Source organism: Citrobacter amalonaticus, assembly GCF_037053465.1.
Taxonomy (GTDB): Bacteria; Pseudomonadota; Gammaproteobacteria; order Enterobacterales; family Enterobacteriaceae; genus Citrobacter_A; species Citrobacter_A amalonaticus_H.
Genome location: NZ_JBALIF010000002.1, coordinates 446,894 through 462,932, shown reverse-complemented (window position 1 = coordinate 462,932; position 16,039 = coordinate 446,894). Strand labels below are relative to the sequence as shown.

The following is a 16,039-nucleotide window of genomic DNA, read 5'->3' as shown; positions in this document are numbered from 1 at the left end:
CTGATTTTTCGCACTGTTCAGAAGATTCCTATAAGAGAGCTAAATTCCGAATTCAGTATTATTAATGTGTTAGAGGGGAATGAGTGTTTCAGATTATTCTGTAGTTCTGTTAGGATATTCTTAGGACTACTCTCCTTGAAATCTGCTGCAGGATACACAGCATGCCGTCACTCAACGTTAAGTACGATAAAAATTCGGAATTTCCTGGCTATCCGTTGCACACGGCCCAGAGTAATGAAATCGATTTGTTAAACCTGATTGATGTTTTATGGAAGGCAAAGAATCGCATTATTGCTGGGGTATTCGCGTTTGCGTTTATCGGTCTTTTGATCTCTTTTCTGTTGCCACAGAAATGGACCAGTGAGGCTGTCGTGACACCTGCAGAACCTCTTCAGTGGCAGGAACTGGAAAGAACGATGACGACGTTACGTGTGTTGGATCTTGATGTAGGTCTTGATCGTGACAGCGTCTTCAATCTTTTTATTAAAAAGTTTCAGTCGCTTTCACTGCTGGAAGAGTATTTGCGATCATCACCTTATGTGATGGATCAGCTAAAGGGTGCCAACATTGATGAGTTGGATTTGCATCGGGCGATTGTTGCATTGAGCGACAAAATGAAAGCCGTAGATCGTAATGCGACGCAGAAAAATGGCACGCCGCTGTATACTTCATGGTCATTGAGTTTTACTGCGCCGACAAAAGAAGAAGCGCAACAGGTATTGGCTGGTTATATCCAGTTTATCTCTGATCGGGTAGTGAAAGAGTCGCTGGAAAATATCCGCAATACGCTGGAATTCAAAACCCGTTATGAGACAGAGCGGCTGGAATTTGACCAGGTAAAACTGAGGAACCAATTGAATGCGAATATTCAGCGCCTCAACTACTCGCTGGAAATTGCCAATGCCGCAGGGATTAAGAAGCCGGTTTACAGTAACGGCCAGGCCGTAAAAGACGATCCTGATTTCTCTATTTCACTGGGGGCCGATGGCATTCGGCGCAAGCTGGAAATAGAAAAGTCAGTGACAGATGTTGCGGAGCTGAACGCCGAAATAAGAAATCGTCAGTTCTATGTTGAAAAACTGGAGTCGGTAAATATCAGCGATGTGAACTTCTCACCGTTCAAATATCAGCTCGCGCCTTCATTTCCAGTGAGCAAAGAGGGGCCGGGTAAAATGATAGTCGTTGTGCTGGCGGCATTTCTGGGTGGGCTAGTCTCCTGTGCAGGCGTATTGTTCCGTCATGCGATGGCGTCCCGCAAAATGGACGAAGCCATTGCGATGGAAGAACGCCTGGTCTGATTGCGCGTGCGCCGGAGGGAGGGCTCTCCGGCTGTGATTCAACGGCGACCGAGCGGTACAATCAGCGGTGTGCCCGCCACCGGATCGTCGATAATCGTGCAACGTAACCCGTAGATTTTTTCAATTAATTCTGCCGTGACGATGGCCTTTGGCGAACCCTCGGCGACAATTTTTCCTTCACGCAGTGCAATCAAATGGGTGGCATAACGGCAGGCCTGATTAAGGTCATGCAGTACGGCGGCGAGGGTGTAGCCCTTCTCGCGGTTCAGGTCACTCAGCAACTCCAGCAGATCGATTTGATGGCTGATATCCAGCCAGGTGGTCGGTTCATCAAGCAGCATGATTGATGTTTCCTGGGCCAGAACCATAGCTATCCATGCCCGTTGACGTTGACCGCCGGAAAGCGTGTCCACACTTTGACCCGCCAGATGCGTAATGCCGGTAGCATGCATCGCCTGCGTCACAGCCTCTTCATCCTCTTTACGCCAGCGAGTAAACAGCGGTTGATGAGGATAGCGTCCACGCGCCACCAGCTCTTGCACCGTAATATCCCCCGGAGTGGTGGCGTTTTGCGCCAGCAGGCCGATTCGGCGGGCGACCTCTTTACTGGGGTAGCGATGTATCGGTTCGCCATCCAGCCAGACGTGACCGTGTGCTGGCGTCATAAGACGGCTCAGCGTGCGCAACAGCGTCGACTTCCCGCAGCCGTTTGGCCCAATAATCGCGGTGAAATGGCCGTCGGGAATGGAGACATTCAGATCTTCGGCTACAGTAAATTTTCCATAACCCAGCGTTAACTGGTCGCCACGCAAACGGGCTACTGATTCGGTCATTTTTTGCGGGACTCCTGAATTAACAAGGCGATAAGGTAGATACCGCCGAGGCTGACGGTGACCACACCCACCGGAAGCTGGTAAGGCATGAGCAGTTGCTGTGCGCACAGGTCGGCGACCAGCAGTAGCAGCGCGCCGCAGAGTGCGGCCTGGGTCAATCCCCAGCGTGCAGTGCCACTCAGACGGCGGGCGATATGCGGCGCGACGAGCGCAATAAAGGAAATAGGACCCGCCAGCGCAGTGGCGGCGGCGGTTAACACAACGGCGACCAGCATCATCGCGAGCCGTGAGCGCTCCACGCTGACCCCCAGCGCGCAGGCGCTGTCATCGCCCATCTCCAGCAGGCGCATGCGGCGCACCAGCAGCCCGGCCCCGATAAGCATCAGGATAATGATCGGCGCGGAAGGCCAGGTTTTCGCCCAGGTCAGGCCGTTCAGCGATCCGGCGTTCCACAATCCCGCGCTGAGCGCGGTTTCCAGTGACGCCTTCAGCAATAGCCAGGTATTAAACGCGACCAGCATGGCGCGCACGCCGATACCGATGATAATCAGACGAAAAGTTTCGATACCGTTGCGCCATGCAAGCAGCCAGACCACCAGTGATGTCAGAATGCCGCCGATCATGGCCGCCATCGCGATGGCCGTCAGATGTTGTCCAAACAGCACCATTGCGACCAGCACGCCGCTCCAGGCTCCGGTATTAAACCCCATTACGTCCGGGCTACCGAGCGGGTTACGCATCAGCGACTGAAAAATGGCCCCACTGACGCCAAGCGCGGCACCGATCAGTAACGCCATCAATACGCGTGGCAGACGCCATTCGGTCACCACCATCGTCATGCTTCGCGGCGCATCCCCTGCTAAGGCGGCGAAAATTTGTGGGAACTCCAGCGTCACCGCGCCGCTACGTAATCCCCAGAGCCCGAAGATAAGGCAACCCAACGTCAGCAACAGACAACTGATGAGCAGTCGACGCGATATGTGCATCATGCGGCACCTCGCGGACGGCGACGAACCAAAAAGATCAGCACTGGCGCGCCAATAAACGCGCTCACCACCGACACGCGCAGTTCACCGGGAACAATCAGGCGCCCGATGATATCGGCAAAAAGCAGCAGAGCAGGGGTTGCGAGCAAGGTAACAGGAAGCGCCCAGCGGTGATCGGCGCCTACCAGCCAGCGCGACATATGCGGCATCATCAGACCGATAAAAGCAATCGGTCCGACAACCGCCGTAGCGCAACCACATAAGACGGTGATGACGAACAGGCCGATGAGCTGTGTACGCGCGACTTTACTGCCAAGCGCTGTGGCGGTATCGCTGCCGAGACTCAGACTGTTCAGCGCGCGGCTGAGCATCAGGGCGGTGGCTCCGGCAATCAGCACCGGAACAATCACAACTTTAAGGGTTTGCAGCGTCCGGATATCCAGTGAACCTGCCTGCCAGAAACGAAGCTTGTCGTAGACATCCGGATTTAACAGGGCGATCCCGCTGGTGAGACCTTCCAGAACTGCGGCGAGTGCGACGCCTGCGAGCGTCAGACGCACCGGACTCAGTTGACCTCCACCCTGGCTGCCCGTAAATGCGACAACCAGTGAGGCTACCAGAGCGCCGATAAAGGCCATCATCAGTTGTTCCTGCGGAGTGGAAAAGCCAAACAGCGCTGCGCCCAGAACGATGGCGAAACTGGCCCCGGCATTCACGCCAAGCAGTCCCGGATCGGCCAACGGATTACGAGTTAGCGTTTGCATTAACGCGCCCGCAAGCCCCAGCGCACCTCCGGCCAGCAGTCCTGCGAGCGTTCGCGGCAGACGGGCATCCAGCACAATGGTGCAATCGGCGCTTTGACAGTTACCAGACAGCGCTTCCAGAACCACTGACGCCGGTAGCGGCTTTGCACCGATGGTCAAACTTAATGCCGTGGCGATAATCAGTAATAACAACAATCCGGGCACGGCAATGGCACGCGTCACGGAAACAGAACATGACATACTCAACTTCCCTGATAATGATATTAATTATCGTTATCGATCTTATTTTGTTATGTTAGCATGTGCAGCCATTGAATGGATAATGAAAAAAAGATCGCATTAAGGCGTTGTAATGAATCGACAATCCTGGCTGCTTAATCTCAGTTTGCTTAAAACACACCCGGCGTTTCGTGCCGTCTTTCTTGCCCGTTTTATCTCAATAGTCTCGCTCGGTCTGCTCGGTGTTGCGGTGCCCGTTCAGATTCAGATGATGACGCATTCCACCTGGCAGGTGGGCCTCTCGGTGACTCTGACCGGTAGCGCGATGTTTGTCGGACTGATGGTGGGCGGTGTTCTGGCCGATCGCTATGAACGCAAAAAAGTGATTCTACTGGCGCGCAGTACCTGCGGTATGGGCTTCATCGGTCTGTGTCTGAATGCCATGTTGCCAGCCCCCTCGCTGATGGCGATTTATCTGCTGGGAGTGTGGGATGGCTTTTTTGCTTCGCTCGGCGTGACGGCGTTACTGGCGGCGACTCCCGCGCTGGTCGGGCGTGAAAATCTGATGCAGGCTGGAGCGATCACCATGCTAACCGTGCGTCTGGGCTCAGTGATTTCCCCTATGCTCGGCGGGCTATTGCTTGCCACGGGCGGCGTGGCGTGGAACTACGGCCTGGCCGCGGCAGGAACCTTTATCACCTTACTGCCGCTGCTGAGTCTGCCCATGTTACCGCCACCTCCACAGCCGCGTGAACACCCGTTGACGTCACTCCTGGCGGCGTTTCGTTTTCTGCTCGCCAGTCCGCTGATCGGCGGCATTGCATTGCTCGGCGGTTTGTTGACGATGGCAAGCGCGGTGCGAGTACTTTATCCGGCGCTGGCAATTAACTGGCAGATGTCGGCGGCGCAGATTGGCTTGTTGTATGCCGCCATTCCGCTTGGCGCTGCGGTGGGGGCGCTGACCAGCGGGCAACTGGCGCACAGCGTGCGTCCGGGGTTAATCATGCTGGTATCGACCGTCGGATCGTTTCTGGCGATTGGTCTGTTCGCGCTGATGCCTGTCTGGGGACTGGGTATCCTGTTCCTGGCGCTGTTTGGCTGGCTAAGCGCAGTCAGTTCCTTACTGCAATACACGATGCTACAAACCCAGACGCCGGAAAATATGTTAGGGCGCATCAATGGTCTGTGGACGGCGCAAAATGTGACCGGCGACGCCATTGGCGCGGCGCTATTAGGCGGGCTCGGGGCAATAATGACACCCGTAGCCTCGGCGAGCGTCAGCGGATTTGGTCTGGTGATTGCAGGGCTGTTGTTGCTGTTATTACTGGGGGAGTTACGTCGATTCCGGCAGACACCGCCGGAACCGCTATAACGTAAGGCTGGCCGGGCAGGGCGCAAGTCCCACCGGCATGGATGATTAAAACAGCGTAGAAAGACGCTCAAGCACTCGCATTGCGCTGTAATAATCCAGTCGGAATGATTCGGTTCCGAGGGCGTAGACCTGCTTGTTTTGCACCGCAGACAAATGCGCCAGCAGTGGGTTAGCGTAAATCGCCTGTTCGTCTTTCTCATCACCGGCAAACAGGAAGAGTGCTTCACCGTTCAGACCGGCAGCCAGATTCTCACCGCCAAGTTGAATAATATCGTGGCGTTTGCCCTGACTCTGGCTGGCCTGCAACCCTGCAGGCAATGTAGCCAGCGTGAACCCCAGTTGCTCCAGCATTTTTCCTTGTGCAGACTCCGGCGTCCACAGGTTCGCACTGTGAGCAGCGGCGGTGTAAACCAGCGCGCTGACGGGCTGGGGGGGTAACGTCAACTGCTGCTTAACGGTGGCTAACTGCTTATCGAACTCGACAATACGCGCAGCCGCTTGCTTTTCCTGGCCGGTAATGTCGCCCAGTTGCGTTAGCAGCGCCTGCCAGCTTTTATCGTCGTAATTGATGATGAGCGTGGGGGCAATCGTGGAAAGCTGATCGTAGAGCGCCAGCGCGGAATCACCGCCGGTCGCGCTAATCAGAATAAGATCGGGCATTTGCGCTGCCACGGCTTCCGCGCTCGGTTCACCGATATAAAGGCGGGTCAGTTTGCGTGCTTTTGCCACGTCGCTCCATTGACGTAAGAATCCCTGATCGTCAGCCACGCGGTTGTTTGGCGTGGTCGCACCGCTGGCAACGACAGGAGCATCAATTGCCAGTAACGACCCGGTAAGTGTAACGCTGGTGGAGACGATGCGTTCAGGCCTGTGTTCCAGCGTGTGGGTACCGCGAACATCCGTCACCTGGCGCGGCCAGTCAGCGGCGTGGGCTGAGGAGAATCCGAAAACGAAAAGCGTAACAATCAGGCCGGAGAGGGAAGGCAATCTCACAAAGCAGTTCCTGTGGTGAGTTATTAATGCTTCTCATTTTCATTATTAAGAAGAGAGGATGCAAGCGTTAGTCGCACTTTGTGTGACCACAAGAGTTGACATGTTGCCTGTTTGCTTTTAGGTTAGCGTCCGAAAATATAAATGATAATCATTATTAAAAACTTTATCATTTTGGAGGATGATATGGATACGTCTTTGGCCGAGGAAGTTCAACAGACCATGGCAACACTTGCACCCCATCGCTTTTTCTTTATGTCGCCGTATCGTAGCTTTACGACGTCAGGATGCTTCGCCCGCTTTAATGAACCTGCCGTTAACGGTGATTCGCCAGACAGTCCCTTCCAACAAAAATTACACAAGCTGTTTGCTGATGCCAAATCACAGGGCATTGCCAATCCGGTGATAGTTGGCGCCATTCCATTTGACACCCGACAGCCATCGTCACTGTTTATTCCCCGACGCTGCGAAACGTTTTCTCGTCAGGAAAAACAGCATTCTTCGCGTTACTTTACCGACCATCAGGCATTGAACGTCATAGCGCGCAGGGCAATCCCTGAGCAGGAGACGTTTGAAGCGATGGTTGCACGCGCCGCTGCGCTAACGGCAACGCCAGAAGTTGACAAAGTGGTGCTGTCGCGACTGATTGATATTACTACCGACGTCGAGATCGATAGTGGGGCGCTGCTGGAACGTCTGGTGGCGCAAAATCCATTTAGTTACAACTTCCATGTCCCGCTGAATGAGGGGGGCGTTCTGCTCGGAGCGAGTCCGGAACTGCTGCTACGTAAAGAGGGGGAACATTTCAGTTCGCTACCACTGGCCGGTTCCGCGCGTCGTCAACCTGATGACGTGCTGGATAGGGAGGCGGGAAATCGTCTGCTGGCGTCGGAGAAAGATCGCCATGAGCATGAACTGGTCACGCAGGCGATGAAAACCGTGCTGCGCGATCGCAGTCGCGATCTTCAACTGCCGACTTCTCCGCAACTCATCACCACTCCCACGCTCTGGCATCTCGGCACGCCGTTTGAAGGCAAAGCGAATGCCGGGGAAAACGCCCTGACGCTGGCCTGTCTGTTGCACCCGACACCTGCCCTGAGCGGCTTCCCCCATCAGGCGGCGAAAAAGTGGATTGCCGAACTGGAACCGTTTGACCGTGAGCTGTTCGGCGGCATTGTGGGCTGGTGTGACGCCGAAGGTAACGGCGAGTGGGTGGTGACCATCCGTTGCGCGAAGCTACATAAAAATCAGGTACGCCTGTTTGCGGGGGCAGGTATTGTCCCGGCCTCTTCGCCAGTGGGGGAATGGCGCGAAACCGGCGTCAAATTCTCAACCATGTTGAACGTTTTTGGACTGCATTAAGGAGCGATGATGAGCATTCCTTTCACCCGATGGCCAGACGAATTTGCCCGTCGCTATCGAGAAAAAGGGTACTGGCAGGATCTTCCGTTGACGGACATTCTGACCCGCCATGCCGAAAACGACCGGATAGCGGTGATCGAGGGGGAGCGCCAACTGAGCTATCGTGAACTGAATCAGGCGGCAGACAATCTTGCCTGCGCGCTCAGCCGTCAGGGGATTAAACCCGGGGAAACCGCGCTGGTACAGTTGGGCAATGTGGCTGAGTTATATATCACCTTCTTTGCCCTGCTGAAGCTTGGCGTCGTGCCTGTTCTGGCGCTGTTCAGTCATCAGCGTACCGAACTGACCGCCTACGCGAAGCAAATCGAGCCTGCGCTGTTAATTGCCGATCGCCAGCATGCGCTGTTTGCCAACGATGATTTCCTCAGCACCTTTATCGCGCAACACAATTCGGTTCGCGTGGTGCATTTACGCAATGACCAGGGTGAACACGGCCTGCAAAAGGCGATTAGCCAACCGGCAGAAGCGTTTGTCGCCACCCCGTCGCCTGCCGATGAAGTCGCTTACTTCCAGCTCTCCGGCGGTACCACCGGTACGCCGAAACTGATCCCACGCACCCATAACGATTATTACTACAGCGTGCGTCGCAGTAATGAAATTTGTCACTTTACTGCCGGGACCCGTTTTTTGTGCGCGATCCCTGCCGCCCATAACTACGCCATGAGCTCACCCGGTTCGCTGGGCGTGTTTCTTGCCGGTGGAACCGTCGTGCTGGCCGATGATCCGAGCGCCACGCTGTGCTTCCCGCTGATTGAAAAACATCAGATTAACGTAACGGCGCTGGTGCCGCCTGCGGTCAGCCTGTGGCTACAGGCGATAAGCGAGTGGGGGAGCAACGCGCAACTGGCGTCGCTCAGATTGTTGCAGGTTGGTGGAGCGCGCCTGTCCGCTTCGCTGGCTGCACGTATTCCGGCAGAAATCGGCTGTCAGTTACAGCAGGTTTTCGGTATGGCCGAAGGGTTAGTGAACTACACCCGTCTCGACGACACGCCGGAGCGCATCATCAATACCCAGGGGCGTCCGATGTGCCCGGATGACGAAGTGTGGGTGGCAGATGCCGATGGCAATCCGTTACCGCCAGGGCAAACCGGGCGTCTGATGACGCGCGGCCCATACACGTTTCGCGGCTACTACAAAAGTCCTCAACATAACGCCAGTGCTTTTGACGCTAACGGTTTTTACTGTTCTGGCGATCTGATCTCTATCGATCCGGATGGCTATATCACCGTACAGGGGCGTGAAAAAGATCAGATCAACCGCGGTGGCGAGAAGATCGCTGCGGAAGAAATTGAAAACCTGTTACTGCGCCATCCGGCGGTAATACATGCGGCGCTGGTCAGCATAGAAGATGAGCTGATGGGGGAGAAAAGCTGCGCCTGTCTGGTGGTGAAAGAACCGCTGCGCGCAGTACAGGTACGCCGCTTTCTGCGTGAGCAGGGCGTGGCGGAATTCAAATTACCTGACCGTGTTGAAAACGTTGAGGCATTGCCTCTGACGCCGGTCGGGAAAGTTGATAAAAAACAATTACGTCAGTGGCTGGCAACACGTCCGGCCTGAAGGAGAATACGCAATGGCAATTCCTAAACTGCAGGCTTACGCACTGCCAACCGCGCTCGATATTCCGGTCAACAAGGTGAACTGGACTTTCGATCCGGAGCGTGCTGCGCTGTTGATCCACGACATGCAGGACTATTTTGTCAGCTTCTGGGGCGAAAACTGCCCAATGATGGAACAGGTGATCGCCAACATCGCCGCGCTGCGCCGTTACTGCAAAGCGCACAACATTCCGGTCTATTACACCGCGCAACCGAAGGATCAGAGTGACGAAGATCGCGCCCTGCTTAACGACATGTGGGGCCCTGGGCTGACGCGCTCACCAGAGCAGCAAAAAGTGGTTGCGGCGCTGACGCCGGATGAAGCCGATAACGTGCTGGTGAAGTGGCGCTACAGTGCCTTTCATCGCTCACCGCTGGAACAAATGTTGAAACAAGCGGGACGTAATCAACTGATTATCACGGGGGTATATGCCCACATCGGTTGTATGACCACGGCAACGGACGCTTTCATGCGGGATATTAAACCGTTTATGGTGGCGGATGCGCTGGCGGATTTCAGCCGTGAAGAACACCTCATGTCGCTGAAATACGTTGCAGGACGAGCGGGCCGCGTAGTGATGACCCGGGAACTCCTGCCCGCGCCGATACCTGTAAGTAAAGAGGAATTGCGTGCAGTGATTTTACCGCTGCTCGATGAGTCTGATGAGCCGATGGATGGCGAGAATCTGATCGACTACGGTCTGGATTCGGTGCGGATGATGGCGCTGGCGGCGCGTTGGCGAAAAGTCCACGGCGACATTGATTTTGTGATGCTGGCGAAAAACCCGACGATAGATGCCTGGTGGGCGCTGCTCTCCCGTGAGGTGCGCGAATGACCGGATTCGATTTTCGCGGGAAAACGGTGTGGGTGACCGGTGCGGGTAAAGGAATTGGTTACACAACGGCGCTGGCGTTTGTTGAGGCCGGTGCGCAGGTCATCGGATTCGATTGCGAGTTTGCGCAGCCGAATTATCCGTTTACTACGGAAGTGATGGATGTGGCGGACGTCGGGCAGGTAGCCGCCGTGTGTCAGCGTTTACTGGCCCGGACCGAGCGGCTGGATGTGCTGGTGAACGCTGCCGGGATTTTGCGCATGGGCGCAACGGATGTGCTCACTCTGAACGACTGGCAGCAGACGTTTGCCGTCAACGCAGGCGGTGCGTTCAATCTGTTTCAGCAGACCATGGCGCAGTTTCGCCATCAGCGCGGTGGGGCGATAGTCACCGTCGCGTCTGACGCCGCGCATACGCCACGCATTGGTATGAGTGCTTATGGCGCATCGAAAGCCGCACTGAAAAGTCTGGCGCTGACCGTGGGACTGGAACTGGCGGGAAGCGGCGTGCGTTGTAACGTGGTGTCGCCGGGTTCAACGGACACGGACATGCAGCGAACGCTATGGGTCAGCGAGGATGCCGAGCAACTGCGCATTCGTGGCTTTGCTGAGCAGTTCAAACTGGGGATTCCGCTGGGCAAAATTGCCAGACCGCAGGAGGTTGCCAACACCATTCTGTTCCTGGCCTCCGATCTGGCAAGTCACATCACGCTGCAGGATATCGTGGTGGACGGTGGCTCCACGCTGGGAGCATAACGATGATCTGGAGACGTCATTTAACGCTCGACGAACTGAACGCAACCAGCCAGAACACGATGGTCGCGCATCTCGGCATTATCTACACGCGACTCGGTGACGACGTGCTGGAAGCGGAAATGCCGGTAGATACCCGCACATATCAACCGTTTGGCCTGCTGCATGGGGGCGCATCAGCCGCACTGGCAGAAACATTAGGGTCGATGGCGGGGTATCTGATGACGCGTGACGGAGAGTGTGTGGTGGGAACGGAACTGAACGCCACCCATCACCGCGCGGTATCGCAGGGCAACGTGCGCGGTGTATGTCAGCCGCTGCATCTTGGTCGCCAGAGCCAGAGCTGGGAAATCGTGGTATTCGACGCGCAAGGACGACGTTGCTGCACCTGTCGGCTGGGAACGGCGGTCCTGGGCTAAGCTCGCGTAATTTCATGAGATTGCTGCGTTAACTGGTGAACGAAGTGATCCAGTTAACAATGCAATGTAAAATATCAGTGATACTTCAGGTTTATTGGGTTGTCAGGTTGTTAAAACCAGAAAAGATGTTATAGAAACAAAATGTAACATCTACCTTCTCTGGAACACGCAAACGGATAACAACCATGAATAAATCAGGGAAATACCTCATCTGGACAGTGCTCTCCGTCATGGGGGCATTTGCGCTGGGCTATATTGCGCTAAACCGTGGGGAACAGATCAACGCGCTGTGGATTGTTGTGGCGTCGGTCTGCGTCTATCTCATTGCTTATCGTTTCTATGGTCTCTATATCGCCAAAAATGTGCTGGCAGTTGACCCGACGCGGATGACGCCGGCGGTGCGACATAACGACGGTCTGGACTATGTCCCGACCGATAAAAAAGTGCTGTTCGGTCACCATTTTGCGGCGATAGCCGGTGCGGGTCCGTTGGTGGGGCCAGTTCTTGCAGCGCAAATGGGCTACCTGCCTGGCATGATCTGGCTGCTGGCGGGCGTGGTTTTAGCCGGGGCGGTCCAGGATTTTATGGTGCTTTTTGTGTCAACCCGCCGCGATGGACGTTCGCTGGGTGAACTGGTCAAAGAGGAGATGGGCCCAACCGCAGGGGTGATTGCGCTGGTGGCCTGTTTCATGATCATGGTGATTATCCTCGCCGTGCTGGCGATGATCGTGGTGAAAGCGCTAACCCACAGCCCGTGGGGGACGTACACCGTCGCGTTTACCATTCCGCTGGCGATCTTTATGGGGATCTATCTGCGCTATCTGCGTCCGGGGCGGATCGGCGAAGTCTCTGTAATTGGCCTGGTGTTCCTGGTGTTTGCAATTATATCCGGCGGTTGGGTTGCCGAGAGTCCGACCTGGGCGCCGTACTTTGACTTTACGGGCGTGCAGTTGACCTGGATGCTGGTGGGTTACGGCTTCGTGGCGGCGGTGCTGCCGGTGTGGCTGCTGTTAGCCCCGCGTGACTACCTTTCTACTTTCCTGAAAATCGGCACCATCGTTGGCCTGGCGGTCGGTATTCTGATTATGCGTCCGACGCTGACTATGCCGGCACTGACCAAATTCGTTGATGGCACCGGGCCGGTGTGGACGGGTAATCTCTTCCCGTTCCTGTTTATCACCATCGCCTGTGGCGCGGTGTCTGGATTCCACGCGCTGATCTCTTCCGGTACAACGCCGAAGATGCTGGCGAACGAAGGCCAGGCCTGCTTCATTGGTTACGGCGGGATGCTGATGGAATCTTTCGTCGCCATCATGGCGCTGGTTTCCGCCTGTATCATCGATCCGGGTGTCTATTTTGCCATGAACAGCCCAATGGCTGTACTGGCGCCAGCAGGCACCACTGACGTCGTGGCGTCTGCCGCGCAGGTCGTCAGCAGTTGGGGCTTTACCATCACGCCGGATACGCTGCATCAGATTGCCAATGAAGTCGGGGAACAGTCCATTATTTCTCGTGCCGGTGGCGCACCCACACTGGCAGTGGGAATGGCCTATATCCTGCACGGTGCGCTGGGAGGCATGATGGATGTGGCCTTCTGGTACCACTTTGCCATTCTGTTTGAAGCGCTGTTTATTCTGACGGCGGTTGATGCCGGTACGCGCGCGGCACGTTTTATGCTGCAGGATCTGCTGGGCGTGGTTTCTCCTGACCTCAAGCGTACTGACTCGTTGCCTGCCAACCTACTGGCGACCGCCTTGTGTGTGCTGGCCTGGGGCTACTTCCTGCATCAAGGAGTGGTGGATCCGTTAGGGGGGATTAACACCCTGTGGCCGTTGTTTGGTATCGCCAACCAGATGCTGGCGGGCATGGCGTTGATGCTGTGTGCGGTGGTGCTCTTCAAGATGAAACGCCAGCGTTATGCGTGGGTGGCACTGGTGCCCACCGCGTGGCTGCTGATTTGTACCCTGACGGCGGGCTGGCAGAAAGCCTTTAGCCCGGATGCGAAAGTGGGCTTCCTGGCGATTGCCAACAAGTTCCAGGCAATGATCGACAGCGGTAATATTCCATCTCAGTACACCGAATCGCAACTGACGCAACTGGTGTTTAACAACCGTCTGGATGCCGGGTTGACCATCTTCTTTATGGTCGTGGTGGTAGTACTGGCGATGTTCTCCATTAAGACAGCGCTTGCGGCGTTGAAAGAGGACAAACCGACGGCGAAAGAAACGCCTTATGAACCTATGCCGGAAAATGTCGATGAGATTGTGGCGCAGGCGAAAGGCGCACACTAAGGTTTAATGATGACCCTCTCCCGTTCGGGGGAGGGTGGTTCTGACGGGTGATGACGATGTTTGAGACGCTTTCGAAAGCCGGGAAATATCTGGGACAGGCCGCGAAACTGATGATTGGCGTGCCGGACTATGACAATTACGTTGAACATATGCGAATGACCCATCCGGATCAAACGCCGATGACCTACGAAGAGTTTTTTCGCGAACGACAGGATGCGCGGTATGGCGGTAAAGGAGGTGCGCGCTGCTGCTAATCCTTACCGCCTTAACGCCGGAATAGCGTCTGCTATCCGGCATAGTCAGGTTATTTCACCGTCCACGCTTTAGAGAATCGACGACCAGCAAACAGCTCCTGAAGGCCGTTAATCTGTTTCAGACGTAAGACTTCATCCTCATCCATTCCCAGTTCTGTACCGATTTTTTTGTCATCCCATCCCAGTAACGCCAGTTCACGAACGATATCGGACATAGCATGGATTTGATGTCGGCCGCGGGCCCGGTTGTGGCGAATGGTGGCCGCCATGCGATCGTGTCGTGTGCGCTCAAGACAGGTGATGGGCAGATAGCCTTTAAGACGAGACTTGAGCTGCGATTTGCCTTTCCCTAACTCATGACGGTGAAAACCATCAACAATCTCATACTCTTGCGGACCGGACTGCGTCACAACGACGGGTTGTGTGAAGCCATCAGTTTCAATGGACTTCAACAGCAGCTTTTTTTCCGGCGGCGCGACGTTGTTAGGGTTGTAATCGTTAGGCGCTATCTGCTCATTTTTGATCCACAGCACACAGTCAACCGGCTCGTCACGAAACGGGCTGATACTGTGAATCGCCATTCTGAATTCATTAATGGCTTCAATTCTTTCCTCCTCTGACAGGCCTGAGAGAAAGTTTGTGAGTTCCTGTGTTAATCGTTGTTGCATAAAATCCCCCATTCCTTGCGTTTTGTTTTCATACGTTCGGTGTAACGCTGGTAATTCTTTGGCTTTGTAGGGCTAAAAGAGAGTGCCCGACACCAGTAATCATTGTTAAGTAACACTTTGCAGATCCGCCGCCAGGACGGAATATCCTTCGAACCAATATCGCCAGCTTGGGTTTGCGGGATGGTTTCCATGCCGTTTTTCTTGTACCACTGCAAATAGACGGCGATTTTGTTGCGGTAATGCTCTGCGGTTTTTTCCGGCATGCTGCGCAGTAACAGCATGGCGTAATCCTCCCAGCTCAGGTGCTCGGGCTTGAGGATTTTTCGATGACCATAAAAGTGATTATCCTGTCCGGCGTAAATCCCGCCGCTTCTGACGCCGCTAACGCGTGCGCACATCGCCGCCCACCTTTCAGGCTCAATCACGTGGTAAAGCCAAAGACCCTGACGTTGTTCCGGGCCAAAAGGCTCACAGATACGCATATAGCGAGCAGGTACGCCTGCCTGAAACATCAGGTTATAAAGCGGATTACAGGGGAGATGGGTTTGGCCAAACCAGGTCCAGATATCGGCGGTTTTCCAGTCATACAGTGGATAAATGTACCAGGTATGTCCTCCCGGTGCGGCGGTGGTCCAGGGTTTGTCATCGGCGAAACGTTGCTTGCGCAAACTGGCGATGGCGACAAACCGGTTATAAGACTCATCGGCCCGGATACCCACCATCATGGCGGCAGGGCGATTATTTGAAAACCACTCGGCAAAATCCCGGACAAATTGCTCGAAGGTTATCCCTGGTTGATAAAATGAAAAATAGGCGGGATCGGTAATGGCATCTGGAGGCGGTTGGCGAACCCAGTCTGTATTTGGCTCCCAGCATTGCCATTCAGGCTGAAATTGCGACAGAGAGTTTTGTGTAGTAAGAGGAAGTGCAACCCAATAAAACTCTTCGATGACATCGGAATATATTTCACGCAAATGCTCAATGTATTGAATCGTGCAGGAAAACTGTGCTTCCCAGTCAATAAATAACACAAAGATTTTTTTATTAAGCTGACGGGCAAGACGTGCTGTTAAATGAAGCATTAATCCTGAATCTTTTCCTCCTGAGAATGAAACGCAGACACGCGGAAGATTCTCAAGTGTCCAGCGAATGCGATCCTCTGCAGCCTCCAGGACATTTTGGTCTAACGGTATTTTATAGACAGACATATTATTTTATCCTTTAACTTTAAAGGCATAGCGTTCGAATTATTTATCCAGACATAAGATAAGCTGTTTACAGAAACATGCAATATTTAAATATATTCATTTTGTTTATTGAATGTTTTAATTTATTTTTATTTT

The 16,039-nt window shown here is 54.5% G+C and carries 15 protein-coding genes; 9 read left to right on the top strand and 6 right to left on the bottom strand.

Going from position 1 to position 16,039, the window contains the following annotated elements:
• Positions 1-161 precede the first annotated feature (161 nt).
• Positions 162-1,298 carry an LPS O-antigen length regulator Wzz(fepE) gene (gene wzz(fepE) / locus WB371_RS05030; protein WP_336218996.1) on the top strand — a complete coding sequence of 379 codons (1,137 nt, stop codon included), beginning with the start codon at positions 162-164 and terminating at the stop codon, positions 1,296-1,298.
• 38 nt (positions 1,299-1,336) lie between these two features.
• Here wzz(fepE) and fepC read toward each other — a convergent pair whose 3' ends face one another.
• Genes fepC through fepD form a run of 3 tightly spaced genes read right to left on the bottom strand, consistent with a single transcriptional unit; the run spans position 1,337 to position 4,121 of the window.
• Positions 1,337-2,131 carry an iron-enterobactin ABC transporter ATP-binding protein gene (gene fepC, locus WB371_RS05025; RefSeq protein ID WP_336218995.1) on the bottom strand — a complete coding sequence of 265 codons (795 nt, stop codon included), beginning with the start codon at positions 2,129-2,131 and terminating at the stop codon, positions 1,337-1,339.
• A complete protein-coding gene (fepG, locus tag WB371_RS05020; RefSeq protein WP_336218994.1) occupies positions 2,128-3,120 on the bottom strand; it encodes an iron-enterobactin ABC transporter permease in 993 nt (330 codons plus the stop codon). The genes fepC and fepG overlap by 4 nt, the downstream gene beginning before the upstream one ends.
• Positions 3,117-4,121, bottom strand: coding sequence for a Fe(3+)-siderophore ABC transporter permease (gene fepD, locus WB371_RS05015; RefSeq protein WP_336218993.1), 1,005 nt, complete (start codon positions 4,119-4,121; stop codon positions 3,117-3,119). The genes fepG and fepD overlap by 4 nt, the downstream gene beginning before the upstream one ends.
• A gap of 112 nt (positions 4,122-4,233) precedes the next feature.
• Here fepD and entS point away from each other — a divergent pair, with 112 nt between their 5' ends.
• Complete coding sequence (gene entS, locus WB371_RS05010) at positions 4,234-5,472, top strand: enterobactin transporter EntS (protein WP_336218992.1); 1,239 nt, start codon at positions 4,234-4,236, stop codon at positions 5,470-5,472.
• 45 nt (positions 5,473-5,517) lie between these two features.
• Here entS and fepB read toward each other — a convergent pair whose 3' ends face one another.
• A complete protein-coding gene (gene fepB, locus WB371_RS05005) occupies positions 5,518-6,465 on the bottom strand; it encodes a Fe2+-enterobactin ABC transporter substrate-binding protein (RefSeq protein ID WP_336218991.1) in 948 nt (315 codons plus the stop codon).
• Positions 6,466-6,648: 183 nt separating this feature from the next.
• On the opposite strand from fepB, the gene entC reads away from it, so the two are divergent.
• The 7 genes from entC (at position 6,649) to WB371_RS04970 (ending at position 14,028) form a co-directional block, all read left to right on the top strand.
• The gene (entC, locus tag WB371_RS05000) at positions 6,649-7,824 is read left to right on the top strand and encodes an isochorismate synthase EntC (protein WP_336218990.1); all 1,176 of its coding nucleotides are present in this window, start codon (positions 6,649-6,651) and stop codon (positions 7,822-7,824) included.
• Between the two features lie 9 nt (positions 7,825-7,833).
• Positions 7,834-9,441 (top strand): (2,3-dihydroxybenzoyl)adenylate synthase EntE, encoded by a 1,608-nt coding sequence (gene entE / locus WB371_RS04995; RefSeq protein WP_336219098.1) that lies wholly within the window; start codon positions 7,834-7,836, stop codon positions 9,439-9,441.
• A gap of 13 nt (positions 9,442-9,454) precedes the next feature.
• Complete coding sequence (locus tag WB371_RS04990; RefSeq protein ID WP_336218989.1) at positions 9,455-10,315, top strand: isochorismatase; 861 nt, start codon at positions 9,455-9,457, stop codon at positions 10,313-10,315.
• Entirely contained in the window at positions 10,312-11,067 is a 756-nt protein-coding gene (gene entA, locus WB371_RS04985; RefSeq protein ID WP_336218988.1) for a 2,3-dihydro-2,3-dihydroxybenzoate dehydrogenase EntA, read from the top strand. The genes WB371_RS04990 and entA overlap by 4 nt, the downstream gene beginning before the upstream one ends.
• Before the next feature lie 2 nt (positions 11,068-11,069).
• The gene (gene entH, locus WB371_RS04980; RefSeq protein ID WP_336218987.1) at positions 11,070-11,483 is read left to right on the top strand and encodes a proofreading thioesterase EntH; all 414 of its coding nucleotides are present in this window, start codon (positions 11,070-11,072) and stop codon (positions 11,481-11,483) included.
• Positions 11,484-11,668: 185 nt separating this feature from the next.
• A complete protein-coding gene (gene cstA, locus WB371_RS04975; protein ID WP_336218986.1) occupies positions 11,669-13,774 on the top strand; it encodes a pyruvate/proton symporter CstA in 2,106 nt (701 codons plus the stop codon).
• A 56-nt stretch (positions 13,775-13,830) separates the two neighbouring features.
• Positions 13,831-14,028 carry a YbdD/YjiX family protein gene (locus WB371_RS04970; RefSeq protein WP_336218985.1) on the top strand — a complete coding sequence of 66 codons (198 nt, stop codon included), beginning with the start codon at positions 13,831-13,833 and terminating at the stop codon, positions 14,026-14,028.
• A 50-nt stretch (positions 14,029-14,078) separates the two neighbouring features.
• Here WB371_RS04970 and WB371_RS04965 read toward each other — a convergent pair whose 3' ends face one another.
• Positions 14,079-14,696, bottom strand: coding sequence for a ParB/RepB/Spo0J family partition protein (locus tag WB371_RS04965; RefSeq protein WP_336218984.1), 618 nt, complete (start codon positions 14,694-14,696; stop codon positions 14,079-14,081).
• Positions 14,681-15,904 carry a phosphoadenosine phosphosulfate reductase gene (locus WB371_RS04960; protein ID WP_336218983.1) on the bottom strand — a complete coding sequence of 408 codons (1,224 nt, stop codon included), beginning with the start codon at positions 15,902-15,904 and terminating at the stop codon, positions 14,681-14,683. The genes WB371_RS04965 and WB371_RS04960 overlap by 16 nt, the downstream gene beginning before the upstream one ends.
• Positions 15,905-16,039 lie beyond the last annotated feature (135 nt).